At 46.2% G+C, this 14,497-nt stretch carries 15 protein-coding genes; 7 read left to right on the forward strand and 8 right to left on the reverse strand.

Going from position 1 to position 14,497, the window contains the following annotated elements; genetic code table 11:
* Window positions 1-9: 9 nt before the first annotated feature.
* Both C1S74_RS17655 and ppnP read right to left on the reverse strand, forming a co-directional pair.
* On the reverse strand, window positions 10-291 hold the full coding sequence (locus tag C1S74_RS17655; protein ID WP_038880181.1) for a hypothetical protein: 282 nt from the start codon (window positions 289-291) through the stop codon (window positions 10-12).
* A 163-nt stretch (window positions 292-454) separates the two neighbouring features.
* Window positions 455-739 (reverse strand): pyrimidine/purine nucleoside phosphorylase, encoded by a 285-nt coding sequence (ppnP, locus tag C1S74_RS17660; RefSeq protein WP_005448986.1) that lies wholly within the window; start codon window positions 737-739, stop codon window positions 455-457.
* A gap of 221 nt (window positions 740-960) precedes the next feature.
* Between ppnP and C1S74_RS17665 the strand changes: the two genes are divergently transcribed.
* Together C1S74_RS17665 and C1S74_RS17670 are read left to right on the forward strand one after the other, a co-directional pair.
* Entirely contained in the window at window positions 961-1,464 is a 504-nt protein-coding gene (locus tag C1S74_RS17665; RefSeq protein ID WP_039975230.1) for a DUF2850 domain-containing protein, read from the forward strand.
* 393 nt (window positions 1,465-1,857) lie between these two features.
* Complete coding sequence (locus tag C1S74_RS17670; protein WP_045396383.1) at window positions 1,858-4,398, forward strand: glycosyl hydrolase family 18 protein; 2,541 nt, start codon at window positions 1,858-1,860, stop codon at window positions 4,396-4,398.
* A 116-nt stretch (window positions 4,399-4,514) separates the two neighbouring features.
* Here C1S74_RS17670 and C1S74_RS17675 read toward each other — a convergent pair whose 3' ends face one another.
* Together C1S74_RS17675 and C1S74_RS17680 are read right to left on the reverse strand one after the other, a co-directional pair.
* Complete coding sequence (locus tag C1S74_RS17675) at window positions 4,515-5,369, reverse strand: alpha/beta fold hydrolase (protein WP_045396385.1); 855 nt, start codon at window positions 5,367-5,369, stop codon at window positions 4,515-4,517.
* A 122-nt stretch (window positions 5,370-5,491) separates the two neighbouring features.
* On the reverse strand, window positions 5,492-6,082 hold the full coding sequence (locus tag C1S74_RS17680) for a TetR/AcrR family transcriptional regulator (protein ID WP_045397580.1): 591 nt from the start codon (window positions 6,080-6,082) through the stop codon (window positions 5,492-5,494).
* A gap of 253 nt (window positions 6,083-6,335) precedes the next feature.
* On the opposite strand from C1S74_RS17680, the gene C1S74_RS17685 reads away from it, so the two are divergent.
* Window positions 6,336-7,361, forward strand: a complete 1,026-nt coding sequence (locus C1S74_RS17685) for an acyltransferase (protein ID WP_045396387.1) — start codon at window positions 6,336-6,338, stop codon at window positions 7,359-7,361.
* Window positions 7,362-7,781: 420 nt separating this feature from the next.
* Complete coding sequence (gene nhaD / locus C1S74_RS17690) at window positions 7,782-9,212, forward strand: sodium:proton antiporter NhaD (protein WP_038869787.1); 1,431 nt, start codon at window positions 7,782-7,784, stop codon at window positions 9,210-9,212.
* A 26-nt stretch (window positions 9,213-9,238) separates the two neighbouring features.
* On the opposite strand, the gene C1S74_RS17695 is transcribed toward nhaD, so the two are convergent.
* Window positions 9,239-9,634, reverse strand: coding sequence for a GFA family protein (locus tag C1S74_RS17695; protein WP_045396390.1), 396 nt, complete (start codon window positions 9,632-9,634; stop codon window positions 9,239-9,241).
* Window positions 9,635-9,852: 218 nt separating this feature from the next.
* On the opposite strand from C1S74_RS17695, the gene C1S74_RS17700 reads away from it, so the two are divergent.
* Window positions 9,853-10,461, forward strand: coding sequence for a DUF6198 family protein (locus C1S74_RS17700; RefSeq protein WP_045396391.1), 609 nt, complete (start codon window positions 9,853-9,855; stop codon window positions 10,459-10,461).
* A gap of 73 nt (window positions 10,462-10,534) precedes the next feature.
* Here the strand turns inward: C1S74_RS17700 and C1S74_RS17705 are convergent, their stop codons facing one another.
* The 3 genes from C1S74_RS17705 to C1S74_RS17715 all read right to left on the reverse strand — a co-directional run bounded on the left by C1S74_RS17705 (window position 10,535) and on the right by C1S74_RS17715 (window position 13,302).
* The gene (locus C1S74_RS17705) at window positions 10,535-11,356 is read right to left on the reverse strand and encodes a hypothetical protein (protein WP_045396394.1); all 822 of its coding nucleotides are present in this window, start codon (window positions 11,354-11,356) and stop codon (window positions 10,535-10,537) included.
* 99 nt (window positions 11,357-11,455) lie between these two features.
* Window positions 11,456-11,938 (reverse strand): methylated-DNA--[protein]-cysteine S-methyltransferase, encoded by a 483-nt coding sequence (locus C1S74_RS17710; protein WP_045396397.1) that lies wholly within the window; start codon window positions 11,936-11,938, stop codon window positions 11,456-11,458.
* On the reverse strand, window positions 11,935-13,302 hold the full coding sequence (locus C1S74_RS17715; RefSeq protein ID WP_045396399.1) for a DNA-3-methyladenine glycosylase 2 family protein: 1,368 nt from the start codon (window positions 13,300-13,302) through the stop codon (window positions 11,935-11,937). Before C1S74_RS17715 ends, C1S74_RS17710 begins: the two co-directional genes overlap by 4 nt.
* A gap of 203 nt (window positions 13,303-13,505) precedes the next feature.
* Here C1S74_RS17715 and C1S74_RS17720 point away from each other — a divergent pair, with 203 nt between their 5' ends.
* Window positions 13,506-13,709 carry a hypothetical protein gene (locus tag C1S74_RS17720; RefSeq protein WP_045396401.1) on the forward strand — a complete coding sequence of 68 codons (204 nt, stop codon included), beginning with the start codon at window positions 13,506-13,508 and terminating at the stop codon, window positions 13,707-13,709.
* A gap of 311 nt (window positions 13,710-14,020) precedes the next feature.
* A complete protein-coding gene (locus C1S74_RS17725; protein WP_045396404.1) occupies window positions 14,021-14,497 on the forward strand; it encodes a DoxX family protein in 477 nt (158 codons plus the stop codon).

The following is a 14,497-nucleotide window of genomic DNA, read 5'->3' on the forward strand; positions in this document are numbered from 1 at the left end:
GAGCCTAAGTTAGGCGTACATATACATGGCCCATAAGCCAACAAGTAAAAACGTGACAAGCCAGATCACTTGGCCGATTTTGCTTGGTTTATCATCTCGTGGGACAAGAACAGGCTTGAGCGCTCGCTCTTTCATTTTGCCGACAAGGCTTTTCTCAATCGCTCGCTTATAGAAAGCACGTCGTTTTTGAGCCGCGTTAGCCACCTTAGTAAAGCGGTGACGTTGCTCATTGGTAAAATCCGTTGCCTCATAGCGAGGAGGAAGATCGGTGTGTTTAGGTTGTACTGCCATCTCATCCTCCTTGGTCGATGAGTGCACCTATTTTAAGTATATACATAATTAACGCTATATTGCCAAAAACCGTTGCATCTGAATGACATGCATAAAAAAAGCCACCCGCAGGTAGCTTCTATATAATTCAGTCTTCAATCACTTGTCAGAGATGGCTCTGTGCTTATAAGTACTCACATAGGTAAGCCGTTGCGTCTTTAACTTGAAGCTCAAATGATGAGTTACCTTCGACTTCAAAAAACTCACCGCTGTTGTAAGTCACCCAATCAACCTCTCCAGCTTTCTTTACGATCAGTGCACCTTTGACGACACTCATACGTTCAGGAGCTTGGGTACCAAACGTGTATTCACCTGGCAACATCACACCGACACTGACATCCTGTCCTTGTTGGCTAAAACCCAGTGACTTTACGCCACCAGCAAAATAACTGTTTTCCTTAATACTCATTCTTTGGTTTCCTTATCAAAAATCAGCTCTTTTTTACCCTGTTTCGGTTTACGACTCAAGTCTCTAAATTGACCTTTTTTGAGCTATCGAATACTCAATAACTGTGTTTCGGAATGTAAAAGTGGACATCAGATCATAGTTTAGGTGTCGCAAAGGCGAGATTGTTTGTTTTTGCAGCGTAAGCTTCTCACCATATTAAAAAAGGAAAACAAGCAGGGATCATGACGACCACACCGCGCCGAAAACGCCAGAAGAAACCAGAACCGCAACCTTCATTTTGGGCTCGTCATCAGTTCAGAATCATCAAAGGAGGATTTGCGACGTTTGGCTGCGCGCTGTTGAGCTTTCTCGGCTACCAACTTTACGCTTCTTATCTCGACTATATCGACCCAGATAAAGTGTATGGCGAATGGATTGAAATTGGTGCGCCGCCTTATCAGACCGAACAACTTTCCTTTACGCCCGACGGGGTCTTTCGCAACCATCGCCTCGTCGCTACCCAGTTTGAGTTCGATGGCAAAGTTGTCACCCTAAACACCGGACTAGGTAAAACAGCCTACCAACTGTCTGGTTCTCACCTCTCTCCCCAAATACGTCGCGTAGAACCAAAGCTACCTGACCAACGTTTTGTGCTTAAAGGATTCGAGCACACCGTACAAGGTTCAGAAATTGGTGCCGCGTCCAAACGCCGAGCTGCATTGAGCGAGCACTTCAATCGCAAGTAATCTTGTTATCTGCCCCTCAATCATACGTATCTTTCCCCAAATTCAACAGGGCCGTTATTGGCAATTTCTAACGTAACTTGCTCTGTTACATAACAAAAATTTAATTTCACTCGCAAAATAACACCGCCAGACTGAGTAGATAATTAATTAAACGCATGCAAAATATTTATAAATTATTGGCTCAATATTGTATTTTCTATGCAAAACAATGTTTCTTGTAGTGAGATTTGTGTAACAGAGTCGAATCTTGATTTATTTTTTTTTGAAAAAAAAAAAGTTTCTGAAATGCTGAATGTGATGCTTTTGCACAGTGTGTGAATCGGTTGTCTTTTCTGTCGCAAGAGCAGCTTGTGTTCGTGAATGAACATAAAATCAAGGATTGAGAGAGAAGTTATGATTCGATTTAACCTATGTGCCGCTGGGGTTGCCCTAGCTCTTTCTGGCGCTGCAAATGCGGCTCCAACAGCACCAAGTATCGACATGTATGGTTCTAATAACCTGCAATTTTCTAAAATTGAACTGGCAATGGAAACCACATCTGGCTACAACGACATGGTTAAGTACCATGAGCTAGCTAAGATCAACGTGAAATTTAACCAGTGGAGTGGTACTTCTGGTGACACTTACAACATCTACTTTGATGGTGTTCAAGTCGCAACAGGCCCTATCACTGGTAGCCAAACTACTGCGTCGTTTGAATACGGCCAAGGTGGTTTGTACCAAATGGAAATCGAAGCGTGTGACGCAACAGGCTGTGCGAAAAGCGCACCAGTAGAGATTACGATTGCGGATACAGACGGTTCTCACTTACCGCCGCTAACCATGAATGTTGACCCGAACAACAAAACCTACAACACAGACCCTAGTGTCGTGATGGGTACGTACTTTGTTGAATGGGGCATCTACGGCCGTGATTACACTGTCGACAACATGCCAGTCGACAACCTAACGCACATCCTTTACGGCTTCATTCCAATTTGTGGTCCAAACGAATCTGTGAAATCGGTTGGCGGTAACAGCTTCAACGCACTGCAAACAGCGTGTCGCGGTGTGAACGACTACGAAGTGGTTATCCATGACCCATGGGCAGCGTACCAAAAGAGCTTCGCGCAAGCAGGTCACGAATACAGCACGCCGATCAAGGGTAACTACGCCATGCTAATGGCATTGAAACAACGTAACCCTGATCTAAAAATCATCCCATCTATCGGTGGTTGGACACTGTCTGACCCATTCTTCGATTTCGTTGATAAAGCCAACCGTGACACGTTTGTCGCGTCAGTTAAGAAGTTCCTGAAAACGTGGAAGTTCTACGACGGTGTGGACATCGACTGGGAATTCCCAGGTGGCGGCGGCGCTGCAGCTGATAAGGGCGACCCAGTAAACGACGGCCCAGCATACATCGCATTGATGCGTGAGCTGCGTGCAATGCTAGATGAGCTAGAAGCCGAAACTGGCCGTACCTACGAGCTAACTTCAGCAATCGGTGTGGGTTACGACAAAATTGAAGACGTTGATTACGCAGACGCAGTTCAGTACATGGACTACATCTTCGCGATGACATACGACTTCTACGGCGGTTGGAACAACGTTCCTGGTCACCAAACAGCACTTTACTGTGGTTCATTTATGCGTCCTGGTCAGTGTGACGGCAGCGGCGTTGATGAAAACGGCGAACCGTACAAAGGCCCAGCTTACACGGCTGACAACGGCATCCAACTACTACTAGCGCAAGGCGTTCCTGCGAACAAACTGGTTCTAGGTACAGCAATGTATGGCCGTGGTTGGGAAGGTGTAACACCGGATACGCTAACCGATCCAAATGATCCAATGACAGGTACTGCTACAGGTAAACTGAAAGGCAGCACAGCTCAAGGTGTTTGGGAAGATGGCGTCATTGACTACAAAGGCATTAAGTCATTCATGCTTGGTGCAAACAATACTGGTATCAACGGCTTTGAATACGGCTACGATGCGCAAGCAGAAGCACCATGGGTGTGGAACCGTTCAACAGGTGAGCTAATCACATTTGATGATCACCGTTCTATATTAGCGAAAGGCAACTACGCAAAATCGTTAGGTCTTGCAGGTCTGTTCTCTTGGGAAATTGATGCAGATAATGGCGACATCCTAAATGCAATGCACGAAGGTATGGCGGGTGGCGTGGTTGTTCCACCAAACCGTAAACCAGCAGCAGCAGCAGGTACGGACCAAGCAGTAACAGGCCCTGCAAGTGTTGTGCTTGATGGCAGCAACTCAACAGACTCTGATGGCACAATCGCAAGCTACGCTTGGGAGCAAGTATCAGGTACAGCAGTGGCTCTATCTGGCGCAAATACAGCGACAGCAAGCTTTGATGCAGCAGAAGTGACTGCAGAAGAACAGCTAACGTTCAAGCTAACCGTGACAGACAATGACGGCGCAAGCGCTTCTGATCTTGTTGTGGTAACGGTTAAGCCTGCTGGCGTGATTGATCCACCAAACACTGCGCCAGTTGCACAGGTTTCTGCGCCAGCAACAGCAAACGCAGGTGACGTAGTTGTGATTGACGCTTCGGCTTCAAGCGATGCAGACAACGACACGCTAACGTTCGATTGGACGCTACCTCAAGGTCTAAACGCAACGGTTAACGGTGCAAAAGTAACGTTCACAGCAGCAGAATACCCGCAAGACACTAGCCTAAGCTTCACAGTAAGCGTAAGCGACGGCCAAGCAGCATCTTCAGCAAGTGCAACCGTTGTTGTATCTAAGCACAGCACAGGTGGTGGCACTTGTACTAACGCATGGGATGCAACAGCTGTTTACACTGGCGGTGACCAAGTGACTTACACAGGTAAAACTTGGGAAGCGAAGTGGTGGACACAAGGACAAGATCCTAGTAAGTCTGGCGAATGGGGTGTTTGGAAAGAAGTTGGCCCAGCTAACTGTAACTAAACACAGCTAAGGTGTTGTGATTCAACACTAATCGCTCTGAATATTGTAATAATAAAAAGGACAGCTTCGGCTGTCCTTTGTTGTTCTAACAGAATCTATTAAGTGCTTTTCAATAATCAGCTAGCTTCAATTAAACGGTCGAAACTCTGGAACACCTCTTCACACTTCATCACGCGACCGTGACCTTGGCCTTGAGTCGTCACTAATTCTACCCGTACCATCTCACTCGCTGCTTGCGCAGAGACACTGTGCTTAGTGAACTTGTCTTGCTCATCATGAACAATGATGGTTTTTGCTTCGCGCTCTGCTAGACGCTTTTCTGGGTCAATCGACTGCAGTGGATAGCCAAACTGGTCCTCAACCTCAGACACCACCGCTTTGAATAACTTCATGGAGTATCCTGAGCGTGCAATGCTACCAAACAGGTTTTCTACATAATTCAGAACCGGAGCAATCAACAATAGAGGTTTGTTCTCTAGTTTACTATGGCGACATTCCAGCGCCGACGCAGTGCCCATACTGTGCCCAACTAAACCTGCTACGTCTTCTACAGAATCCAACACTTCCTCTAAGCCACGAACAAACGCTGGGATATGCCCATATTGTCCATCACTCTCACCATGCGCTGGATGATCATAAGCCAGCGCAGTGTAACCAGATGCCGCAATGTGCTCCATCAACGGGTAGAACTGACTGGCAGTTCCAGACCAACCGTGAGTAAGAATCCATACCGGACCGCTTCCAAGCTGATAGATTTTAATTGCCCCGGCATGACCTTGGATTTCACTTTTGATCAGTCCCTGTGGCTCAGCGTTTTTTGGCTGAGTACGCGCAGGAGTAAGCAGCAATTTACGCGCGGTCTTTTTTGCGTGTGAGGGCGCTAGCGTGTGATGTAAACGCGTACTGATGTTGATCAGACTGCGCTTAACACTGAATTTCTGCGAAGTATTGAAGTAAATTTTCTCACTCATGATCGTTTCCTTAGCTATCAGCTTTGCACAAAATAGAACGGTCGTGCTTTTTAAGCGGATAAGAAAGAGCGCTCTGTGTCGCTCTTTCTTATGAATCTCTTACTATGCCCGTTACCGCGGGGCTAGCGCTTCCATCGAGTAAACAAGTTATCGATGCCTTGCCAAAACAGTCTCTGGCTCTCTTCTTCCCCTTTGATTGAATAAAACACGTGTGCACTTAAGTAATGTCCGTATAAATCAAAGGTCGCTTGTCGCGTGTCTAAATCCACAACAAACTCTTGGTTTTCTTTGCCTTTCTTGATCTGAATTTCGAGATAATTCAACCAAGTATCAATCGACTTACGCAATGCCGCTTGCAATGCACAACCTTCTTCTGCGGTGTCGTTCCAGGCATCAAGGAACATGCAACTGCCTTGAAAAGAGTGGTTCCACGTCATCCAAGTGTCTAGTAAGCCACGTACTTTACGTTCAATATTGCTATCACCTAACTCACGTGCAGGCGCAATCACGCGCTCAGCAAATACTAGATTGGCGTGTTCCAATACCGACAGCTGAAGATTTAACTTCGAGTTAAAGTGGGCAAACAAACCACTTTTCGACATCCCGCACTGCTTCGCTAACTCACCAATGGTAAGACTTTCCAATCCATTTTCGCTCGCCAGTTGGAATGCACGTTGCAGAATAAGTTCTTTGGTTACTTTTCCTTTTTTCATGACTGCATTTTTAGCACGACCGTCCTTTTTTGCAATGTTAAGTTTACTGGTCAAACCAACCATCATGATCAGACACAGCCTTGATCTCAATACATTGAAAGAAGTAATGAATCTTGATTTTAGAAATTAGAGATGGGTCTGAATTTCGCAAACTGGTCGCCGTCAATTGCACATGAGTTGATTTTTTACCGCGAGAACTGAATCGTTAACTGCTAATTTCGCAGCGATTTTTAACTTTTTTAGGTAAGCACTTATGGCAACAACAAAGAAAATTGCCAGTTTAGAATTTGCCCGCATCATCGCAATGTTTGCGATCATTGGGCTTCACTGTCAGATGGCTCTCACGTATTGGCAATGGGATGAAGTACCTTGGGTTGGGTACATGCTTAACCAATTGGCTCGCTTTGCTGTACCACTGTTTTTTCTCATCTCCGGATATCTAATCCAGCCTAAACTCAGCACAAATCCCGTTGAGACACTGAAAAACTACGCCAAGCCTCTGCTCAAAATATGGCTGATTTGGAGTCTGATTTGTCTGTTAATGCCGTTTCGCTGGCAAGTAGTTGCAGAAGCAGGTTACCTCGTCGAGCGACAGGGTTATTGGGGTTACCTGATGTCGAACCCAGTGAACTCGCTCTTAGAAGGTGGCTTGGTGCATTTGTGGTTCATTCCTGCACTTGTCATCGCCGTGGCTATTATTGCGTTGCTGGTTCGCATTAGCATGGTACAACTGTTGCTTCCTGCGGCGTTATTACTTTACGTCTACGGTGTGTTTGCAGGCAGCTACGTCACACTCACTGAACTGCCAACGCCCTTCTTTACTCGTAATGGGCCGTTCTTCAGTACTTTACTGGTGGTGCTTGGTTACTTAGCAAGACAACATCAGTGGCAATGGTCTCGTAATAACACCATTCGCTTAATTCTGATCGGTATGGCACTACATTTTGGCGAAGCCTATTACCTTATGAATTATGAAATCGCATTTAACTCACACGACTTCTTGTTTGGTACCGTAATTTGGTCGTTGGGTGTATTCATGTGGCTTCTTGCTCACCCAAACTTCGGCAATATGCCATGGGTATTTAAATGGTCACCGAGCATTCTAGGCATCTACGTGAGCCACCTATTGGTGATCATCATCATGATGAACATCGCAGGTATGTGGGGGCTAGAAAACCTAGCTAAAGACGCCTTTATTTATCCAGCAACGATTGTGGTCACTCTGCTGCTTGTGAAAGGCATCGAAGCCACTCCACTGAAAAAACTATTGCTGCGCTAAATCCATTCAGCACTATGTATGGCTTGCTCTAACACTTTGGGGTTAAAGCAAGCCTCTCAAAAATGAGAGCTCTCTCTCACTCGCCAACATTATCACTTCTAATGCTACGTAATTTGCTTTCACTCACAAAAAACATTGTTCATTTACTTTAGATTTATTCGACATCAACAAAATGCTCATTAAACGGAGGCTGTATGTGGGCAGGTCAAGGACTCGTTCCTTTTTTAGAAATTAGCCATTGGCTAACTTACGGTTTATACGCTGCAGTATTCCTATTTGGCGCTGCAAGTATTGCGTCACTCAGAAAGTAGTGGCGCAAGCTACATCAATTCAAAACTCCTACCGTTAATTCGAGCTTTCTCACACTTAACTTATTAATTTGTGGCTAAAATTTCTCCAGTCAGACAAGGAGAAATGTCTATGTCAATCTATCCAATTGTCGCTTTCTGCTGCTTACTCTTTTCAAGCCCCAGTTTTGCAGCGTCCACCAGTGACCTCAACCTCGTCAATTCTGCCGTCGGCTATGCCGCACTGATTCTCTTCACCATTGCTTACATTCTGGTGATGCTGGAAGAATACCTGCATATGCGAAAATCCAAACCAGTACTGCTCGCCGCGGGATTAATCTGGATTTTGATTGGGTACACCTTTGCCCAACACAACCAAGCTGACGTCGCTAAAGCCGCACTGGAACACAACCTCCTGGAATACGCCGAACTTTTACTGTTCCTACTGGTAGCGATGACTTACATCAATGCAATGGAAGAGCGGAGGCTGTTTGATGCTCTGCAAGCATGGATGGTCGGTAAAGGTTTCGATTTCAAACAGCTATTTTGGCTTACAGGTGGCTTGGCATTTGTCATTTCACCTATCGCGGATAACTTAACCACGGCCCTGTTAATGTGTGCGGTGGTGATGAAAGTTTCTGGCGATAATCCAAGGTTTGTGAACCTTGCCTGTATTAACATCGTCATTGCGGCGAACGCTGGCGGCGCATTCAGTCCATTTGGTGATATAACGACCCTGATGGTTTGGCAGGCAGGACACGTCAGTTTTGCTGAATTTATGCCGTTGTTTGTCCCGTCATTGATCAACTACGTCATTCCTGCGTTCATCATGTCGTTGTTTGTACCAAACACTAAGCCAGATACGGTCCATGAACATATTGAATTGAAACGTGGAGCAAGACGAATTGTAGGCTTGTTTATCCTCACTATCGCGACGGCGGTATCTTTCCACGCGGTACTGCACTTCCCGCCAGTAATCGGAATGATGATGGGCTTGGCGTACCTGCAGTTTTTCGGTTATTTCCTGCGTCGAACACTAAAACATTCACTTGCCAAAAAAGCGGCCGAAGCGATTGCCAATGGCGATGATTATGCCTTAAAGCGTTTAGGTTCAGTGGTGCCGTTTGATGTATTCCACCGTGTATCACGTGCGGAGTGGGATACTTTACTGTTCTTCTATGGTGTCGTCATGTGTGTTGGCGGTTTGAGTTTGCTCGGTTATCTTGGGTTAGTTTCCAACGTGATGTACACCGAATGGAGCCCAATCTGGGCTAACGTCATGGTGGGGATTCTCTCTGCTATCGTGGATAACATTCCAGTGATGTTTGCTGTGTTAACGATGGAGCCAACCATGTCGATGGGGAACTGGCTGTTAGTAACGCTGACTGCAGGCGTGGGTGGTAGCTTGCTTTCGATTGGTTCAGCGGCTGGCGTTGCATTAATGGGAGCAGCAAGGGGACAATACACCTTCTTTGGCCATTTAAAATGGGCACCAGTGATTGCGCTAGGTTATGCCGCAAGTATTGCGGCGCACCTTTGGATGAATGGCAGTTTGTTCACTTAACCTACCTTCATCAATATTGAATATTATTACCGGTCTGATGGGTGGTTCACGCCATCCATCACCTCAATATCTCCCAGCTCATAAGGATTTACACCTTCTAGGCAACCAACGTTATAACCGTATTCGCTCGGGTCAGAACGGCGCTGATGATGCGTGTAGATACCGCATTCACCACAGAAGAAATGGCTAGCCGTGTTGGTATTAAACTGATACAGCTTGAGTGCCTCCTCACCTTGGATGATGCGAATCCCATTCAAAGGTACTGATGCCACAATCGCGCCACGACGTCGGCACATAGAACAATCACAACGTCTAGGCTTCTCGATTCCATTTGGTAATGACAGTTCGATTTGTACTTTTCCGCAATGACAAGAGAGCTTATGCAAAGGCTGAATTGTGGTACTACCCACTTGTTTAATCATGACTTTTCCTTGTTGCTTCAGTGTTCATCTAGCTTAATGTGTAAAGTCTGTTAAACAGTTAACATCCGCGCAATCTAGGTCAAAAACTCGACATCAATCACTTTTCACGACATTTTATTCAGCGATTTATCACTATTTGGTTGGCGTTTTGCCAACCGCATCCGTTTTGGTTGTGCACTGACAGCTAGTACGGTTTTAAAACCAAGGAAATATTTTTTATGGATAAAGATCATAGCCTTAGAGAGAACCTATTGGCTCTGACGCTCGGTAGTGCGTTAGTGTCACTTGGGGTTATCTTTTTTAGCAAAGTGGGACTGCTGACAGGTGGTACTGCTGGCCTTGCTATCTTCCTCACTAAAGTGAGTGATTTTAGCTTTGGTCAGATCTTCTTTGCACTGAACCTGCCTTTCTACATTTTGTCTGTGATGCGCATGGGTTGGCGTTTTACCATCAACACTTTTATTGCGGTTTCGATCGTGTCCTTTGCGGTAGACCACCTGCACCATGTGATTGAAATTTCTCGTATTGAACCCGTTTACGCCGCCCTCCTCGGTGGTGGCTTGATTGGTATGGGAATGCTGGTAATTTTCCGCCACAAGATGAGCTTAGGCGGTTTCAACATCTTGGCACTTTACCTTCAGGAACGCTTTGGTGTTCGTGCAGGCAAAGTTCAAATGGCGCTCGACTGCACCATCGTGGTGATGTCGCTGTTTATCGTCGATATTCATTTGATCGCCCTGTCTATACTTGGCGCGGTGGCAACCAACTTAATCTTGGCAATGAACCACAAACCAGGGCGTTATCAGCCAACGCCGCAATCGGCATAATCTTCTAACTGCATGACAAAAACCAAAGCCCCGAGACAAGTTCTCGGGGCTTTTCTTTGTCCGCAACATAAGACTACACTAGAGGCGAATTCTCACAGTATTGTTGGTCCCCTTCAGCCAGCTTGAGCTTGTTTTGTTGGCTTAAGTGATAATGCACCAGCATCAATAAATCATGCGCGTAGAAGAGCTCAAAAGCATCTTCTCCATTTTGTCGACAGATTGCCTCACAGCGATCAGCGTGCACTTTGGCTTGGAGTGGGTTTCCTGCTTTAAGTAGGCTCATGGCTAAACGATATTCTGCGCGCTCTTCTTGCATCCAACCACCAGCAACCTTCCAATTCTCAAGCGCCAATGTTGCAGCCTCTAGCATTCGCTCTACCTGTGCTTCAGAGCGCGTTTCAAGCTCTTCATATTGGCAGGCAAGGTTGTTACCCGTAATGGCAATTGAACGTGCTAACGGCTCGGCAGCTTGGTCTGAATCTATCCCGTTGGCTGCTTTTGCTAACCATGTGCTAGCTTGCTCTAGCTCGTTCATCGCAGATAGCTCATTGGCAATCTGAGCAAACACGCGGCGCTGATCGACATCTTCCAAGTCAACGATATAGTCCGTCGTTTGGTCCACAAAATACTGCGCGACGGCTTTGGTCCTCTGACTTGCCAAAAACTGATTCGCTACGCCATTTTCGAGCTTATCTAAACTGGTGAGAAACTGCTTCGGGTCGTGCAGATGACCAATGGAAGTGTGCAGCATCAAGGGTAAGATGCGCTCAACATGGTTAGTGTCTTCTGCCTCACCGAGCGCTTGTTCTAATTGGGTGTATATTTGCTGTGGCTGCGCTTCATGCTGCTGCCAACTTTGGTTTATGAATGCATCAAAATCCGTATTAAAAGACATATCCTTATTATCCTTTTTCATTGCTCTGGATTGCTTACAACCCTACACAAGATTTAGGCAGATAAGGTAAACCTTGCCAGATTCTGAGAATAGTCTCACTTAAAGTGGTGTACCCTTCTCCAAGGCCAATAAGCGCTGTTTGCGCTCTACCCCGCCCGCATAACCAGTGAGCTTGCCACTTTTACCAATCACACGATGGCATGGCACCACAATCGAAATTGGATTCTTACCGTTCGCCAGCCCCACCGCTCGTACCGCCTTCGGATTGCCGATGGCATCCGCCAAATCTTGATAACTCCATGTTTCACCATAAGGAATGGTCGTCAGCGCATGCCAAACTTGAGTTTGAAAATCAGTACCTGTCGCCGCAAGTGGCAAGTCAAATTCGTTACGCAGCCCGGCGAAGTACTCTTCTAATTGGGTAACGGCTTGGCTGAGTACGATGTGCTGATCATCACGTTGACCCAAATCGTCCGGTTTGGTGGTACAAGTTTCAAACCAAACCCCTAATAAGCCTTCATCGTTGGCTTGAATGGTCACTGCGCCTAACGGACTTGGCATTACCGTATATAGTGATTTCATAATTGATTCCATAAATGAAAAGTCGCGTAACTGCCCCAAGGCGACGCAGTATGAGCACTCAATGACGGATAGCTTGGCATGGCTTTCTTCACCACCAAGTCTTTGTCTAAAAAGCAATCCGGCTGAGATTGACCACGCAGTTGCGCATAGCTCACCGTCCACGGACCAATGCCTTTCAATTCCAGCCATTGTTGCGGATCGGATTCTTGGTTCTGCTGCATGTACTGAGCAAATCGCACCAGTGTGTCTTTACGACTTTGCGGCATGCGCAAAAAGCTGACATCGGCGTTCGCAATTGCTTCTGGTGTCGGAAAGTGACGCGCTTGCTGATCGCTGCTGAGTGTTTCCACTAACAAGTTAAGTTGCCCAATTGCGGCTTTGACCGACACTTGTTGACCCAACACGGCACGGACACCGGCTTCCCACGCACTCCAGACACCCGGAATGCGAATCCCGTGGGTTTTCACCAATCCCGGCGCAATGTATTCCAGATGCTGCTCGACGGTGCAAATATCCGCATCGAGATCGAACATTCGACGCACGCCAGACACAAGGTTTTGCAACTTAGTAACCTCTTCAATATCAAACTCTATCTCAAGGTAGCCCTCCCCTTGAGTAGCCTTGAATCGTGCATGGCAATCATCCAGCACAACATTGCGCTGGTAGGTGTTTTGCGTAACTTGCTCCATCCCCTCAATCGCACGCAGACGATAAAAATCGAGCATGTGTTGCCAGTTCAACGCGCCCCGATAAGGGAGCACTATTCGATTCGTCCCTACGCCATCAAATTCCTTTCTGCGCACTTGAGAAGGCGTCAGTTGGAGGATCTTTTGAAACGCATCGTTGAATCGTCGAGTGCTGTTAAAGCCCGCAGCAAAGCCAACTTCAGTGACTGACATCGAACTCGAATGCAAGAGCTGCTTGGCAAACATCAACTGCTGATACTGCGCATATTGCTTAGGTGACATCCCCAAATATTGCTCGAACAACATACGCAAGTAACGATCCGAGATCCCAAGTCGATCAGAGAGATCCGCCAATGATTGATGATGTAATTCACCACGATCGATCATTTTGATCGCTCGCTGAAAGGTGGTTTCAACCCCTTTCCACGCCCATGATCCTGGCGCACTGTCTGGACGACAGCGTAGGCAAGGACGATATCCGGCTTTCAGTGCTTGCGTCTTGTCCGTGAAATACTCAACATTTTCCTCTTTCGGCAAATTCGCAGGGCAAATTGGCCGACAGAAAATCCCAGTAGTTTTGACTGCAATGTAGAAACGACCATCGAAACGGCTGTCTCGTGCCATACGCGCTTTCTGACACTGCTCGAAGGTCAACGATGTGTGAGGATGGATAAGCATAATGCTGTCCTTGCTTTCGCATTGGGAGTTCAATGAGCCGAAAATAAAATCATCACTCAAACGGTATAACTTCATTGTAGAACGGAGAGTTACTTTAAATTAGCCATTTTCGGAACTCAATATTGAGAAATTTTGGCATTAGTAAATTTGTGCACTAAAGTTAAATCAGAACAACACAACAACGTCGGCTAAAGGGAATTGGCATGGACTTACACACGTGCGTGATTGTACTTAGAAATCACAAAGTTATTACTAGTAAATCAGTTGAGCACTCCATAGGGATTATTGAGCGCGACTCTGATAACGAGATCTCAGAAATTCAAATCAATGCGTCGGACGGTGTGAATATTCGCACTTTCCACTACCACAGCGTAGAGGACTCGCTTGAAAGCTTAATGAATCTTTAAACACTCCTTTCTCCCTTGTTAATCGTGAATGCAAAAGAGCACAGACCCCTGTGCTCTTTTTTTTTGCTCGGAACATTATTCAAAATTTTGCGCTTTTCATAATCAAAGACGCCACATTACCGACCAAAATACGGGTACTCCATCCAACATAAAGCACTGTATTAGTAAAGAAAAAATCGTTCCATCAAATTTCTCGAACGAGAACATCAAATAGTTCCGATTTTTTCTTCTGCACGCCCAACCTACACTGGCTTTAACAACAAAGGAGCGACCACTCCAAATCAGTAGAATTTCCGAGGAAGGATAAAATCATGAAAGCACTGCTACACAAAATCACGACTTCAAATGCAGGTTATAGCGCACTCGCCCTTCGCATTCCAGTTGGCATCATCTTTATGGCGCATGGTGCGCAAAAACTTTTTGGTTGGTTTGGCGGTTACGGTCTTGAAGGTACGGGTCAATGGATGGCATCGATTGGTTTAGGTACGGGTCAATGGATGGCATCGATTGGTTTAGGCCCTGGCATGCTGATGGCATTTTTAGCAGGCAGCACAGAATTCTTCGGTGGTTTGTTCATCCTACTTGGCCTTTTGACTCGACCTGCTTCAGTTGTACTGGCGTTTACCATGGTTATCGCAATTTTCTCAGTACACTTCGAGAACGGTTTATTTATGTCGAATAACGGCTATGAGTTTGGTTTAGCACTGCTAGCAGCAAGCGTTTCACTGGCTTTCTCTGGCGCTGGTAGAGTTGCTTTGGATGAAGCTCTGCATCAAAAGCTCGCGTAA

This window comes from Vibrio hyugaensis (assembly GCF_002906655.1).
Taxonomy (GTDB): domain Bacteria; phylum Pseudomonadota; class Gammaproteobacteria; order Enterobacterales; family Vibrionaceae; genus Vibrio; species Vibrio hyugaensis.

Bases quoted from the DNA above. Each gene is read 5' to 3' on its own strand.
- C1S74_RS17655 (WP_038880181.1), bottom strand. From the start codon at position 291: ATGGCAGTACAACCTAAACACACCGATCTTCCTCCTCGCTATGAGGCA.
- ppnP (WP_005448986.1), bottom strand. From the start codon at position 739: ATGAGTATTAAGGAAAACAGTTATTTTGCTGGTGGCGTAAAGTCACTG.
- C1S74_RS17665 (WP_039975230.1), top strand. From the start codon at position 961: ATGACGACCACACCGCGCCGAAAACGCCAGAAGAAACCAGAACCGCAA.
- C1S74_RS17670 (WP_045396383.1), top strand. From the start codon at position 1,858: ATGATTCGATTTAACCTATGTGCCGCTGGGGTTGCCCTAGCTCTTTCT.
- C1S74_RS17675 (WP_045396385.1), bottom strand. From the start codon at position 5,369: ATGAGTGAGAAAATTTACTTCAATACTTCGCAGAAATTCAGTGTTAAG.
- C1S74_RS17680 (WP_045397580.1), bottom strand. From the start codon at position 6,082: ATGAAAAAAGGAAAAGTAACCAAAGAACTTATTCTGCAACGTGCATTC.
- C1S74_RS17685 (WP_045396387.1), top strand. From the start codon at position 6,336: ATGGCAACAACAAAGAAAATTGCCAGTTTAGAATTTGCCCGCATCATC.
- nhaD (WP_038869787.1), top strand. From the start codon at position 7,782: ATGTCAATCTATCCAATTGTCGCTTTCTGCTGCTTACTCTTTTCAAGC.
- C1S74_RS17695 (WP_045396390.1), bottom strand. From the start codon at position 9,634: ATGATTAAACAAGTGGGTAGTACCACAATTCAGCCTTTGCATAAGCTC.
- C1S74_RS17700 (WP_045396391.1), top strand. From the start codon at position 9,853: ATGGATAAAGATCATAGCCTTAGAGAGAACCTATTGGCTCTGACGCTC.
- C1S74_RS17705 (WP_045396394.1), bottom strand. From the start codon at position 11,356: ATGTCTTTTAATACGGATTTTGATGCATTCATAAACCAAAGTTGGCAG.
- C1S74_RS17710 (WP_045396397.1), bottom strand. From the start codon at position 11,938: ATGAAATCACTATATACGGTAATGCCAAGTCCGTTAGGCGCAGTGACC.
- C1S74_RS17715 (WP_045396399.1), bottom strand. From the start codon at position 13,302: ATGCTTATCCATCCTCACACATCGTTGACCTTCGAGCAGTGTCAGAAA.
- C1S74_RS17720 (WP_045396401.1), top strand. From the start codon at position 13,506: ATGGACTTACACACGTGCGTGATTGTACTTAGAAATCACAAAGTTATT.
- C1S74_RS17725 (WP_045396404.1), top strand. From the start codon at position 14,021: ATGAAAGCACTGCTACACAAAATCACGACTTCAAATGCAGGTTATAGC.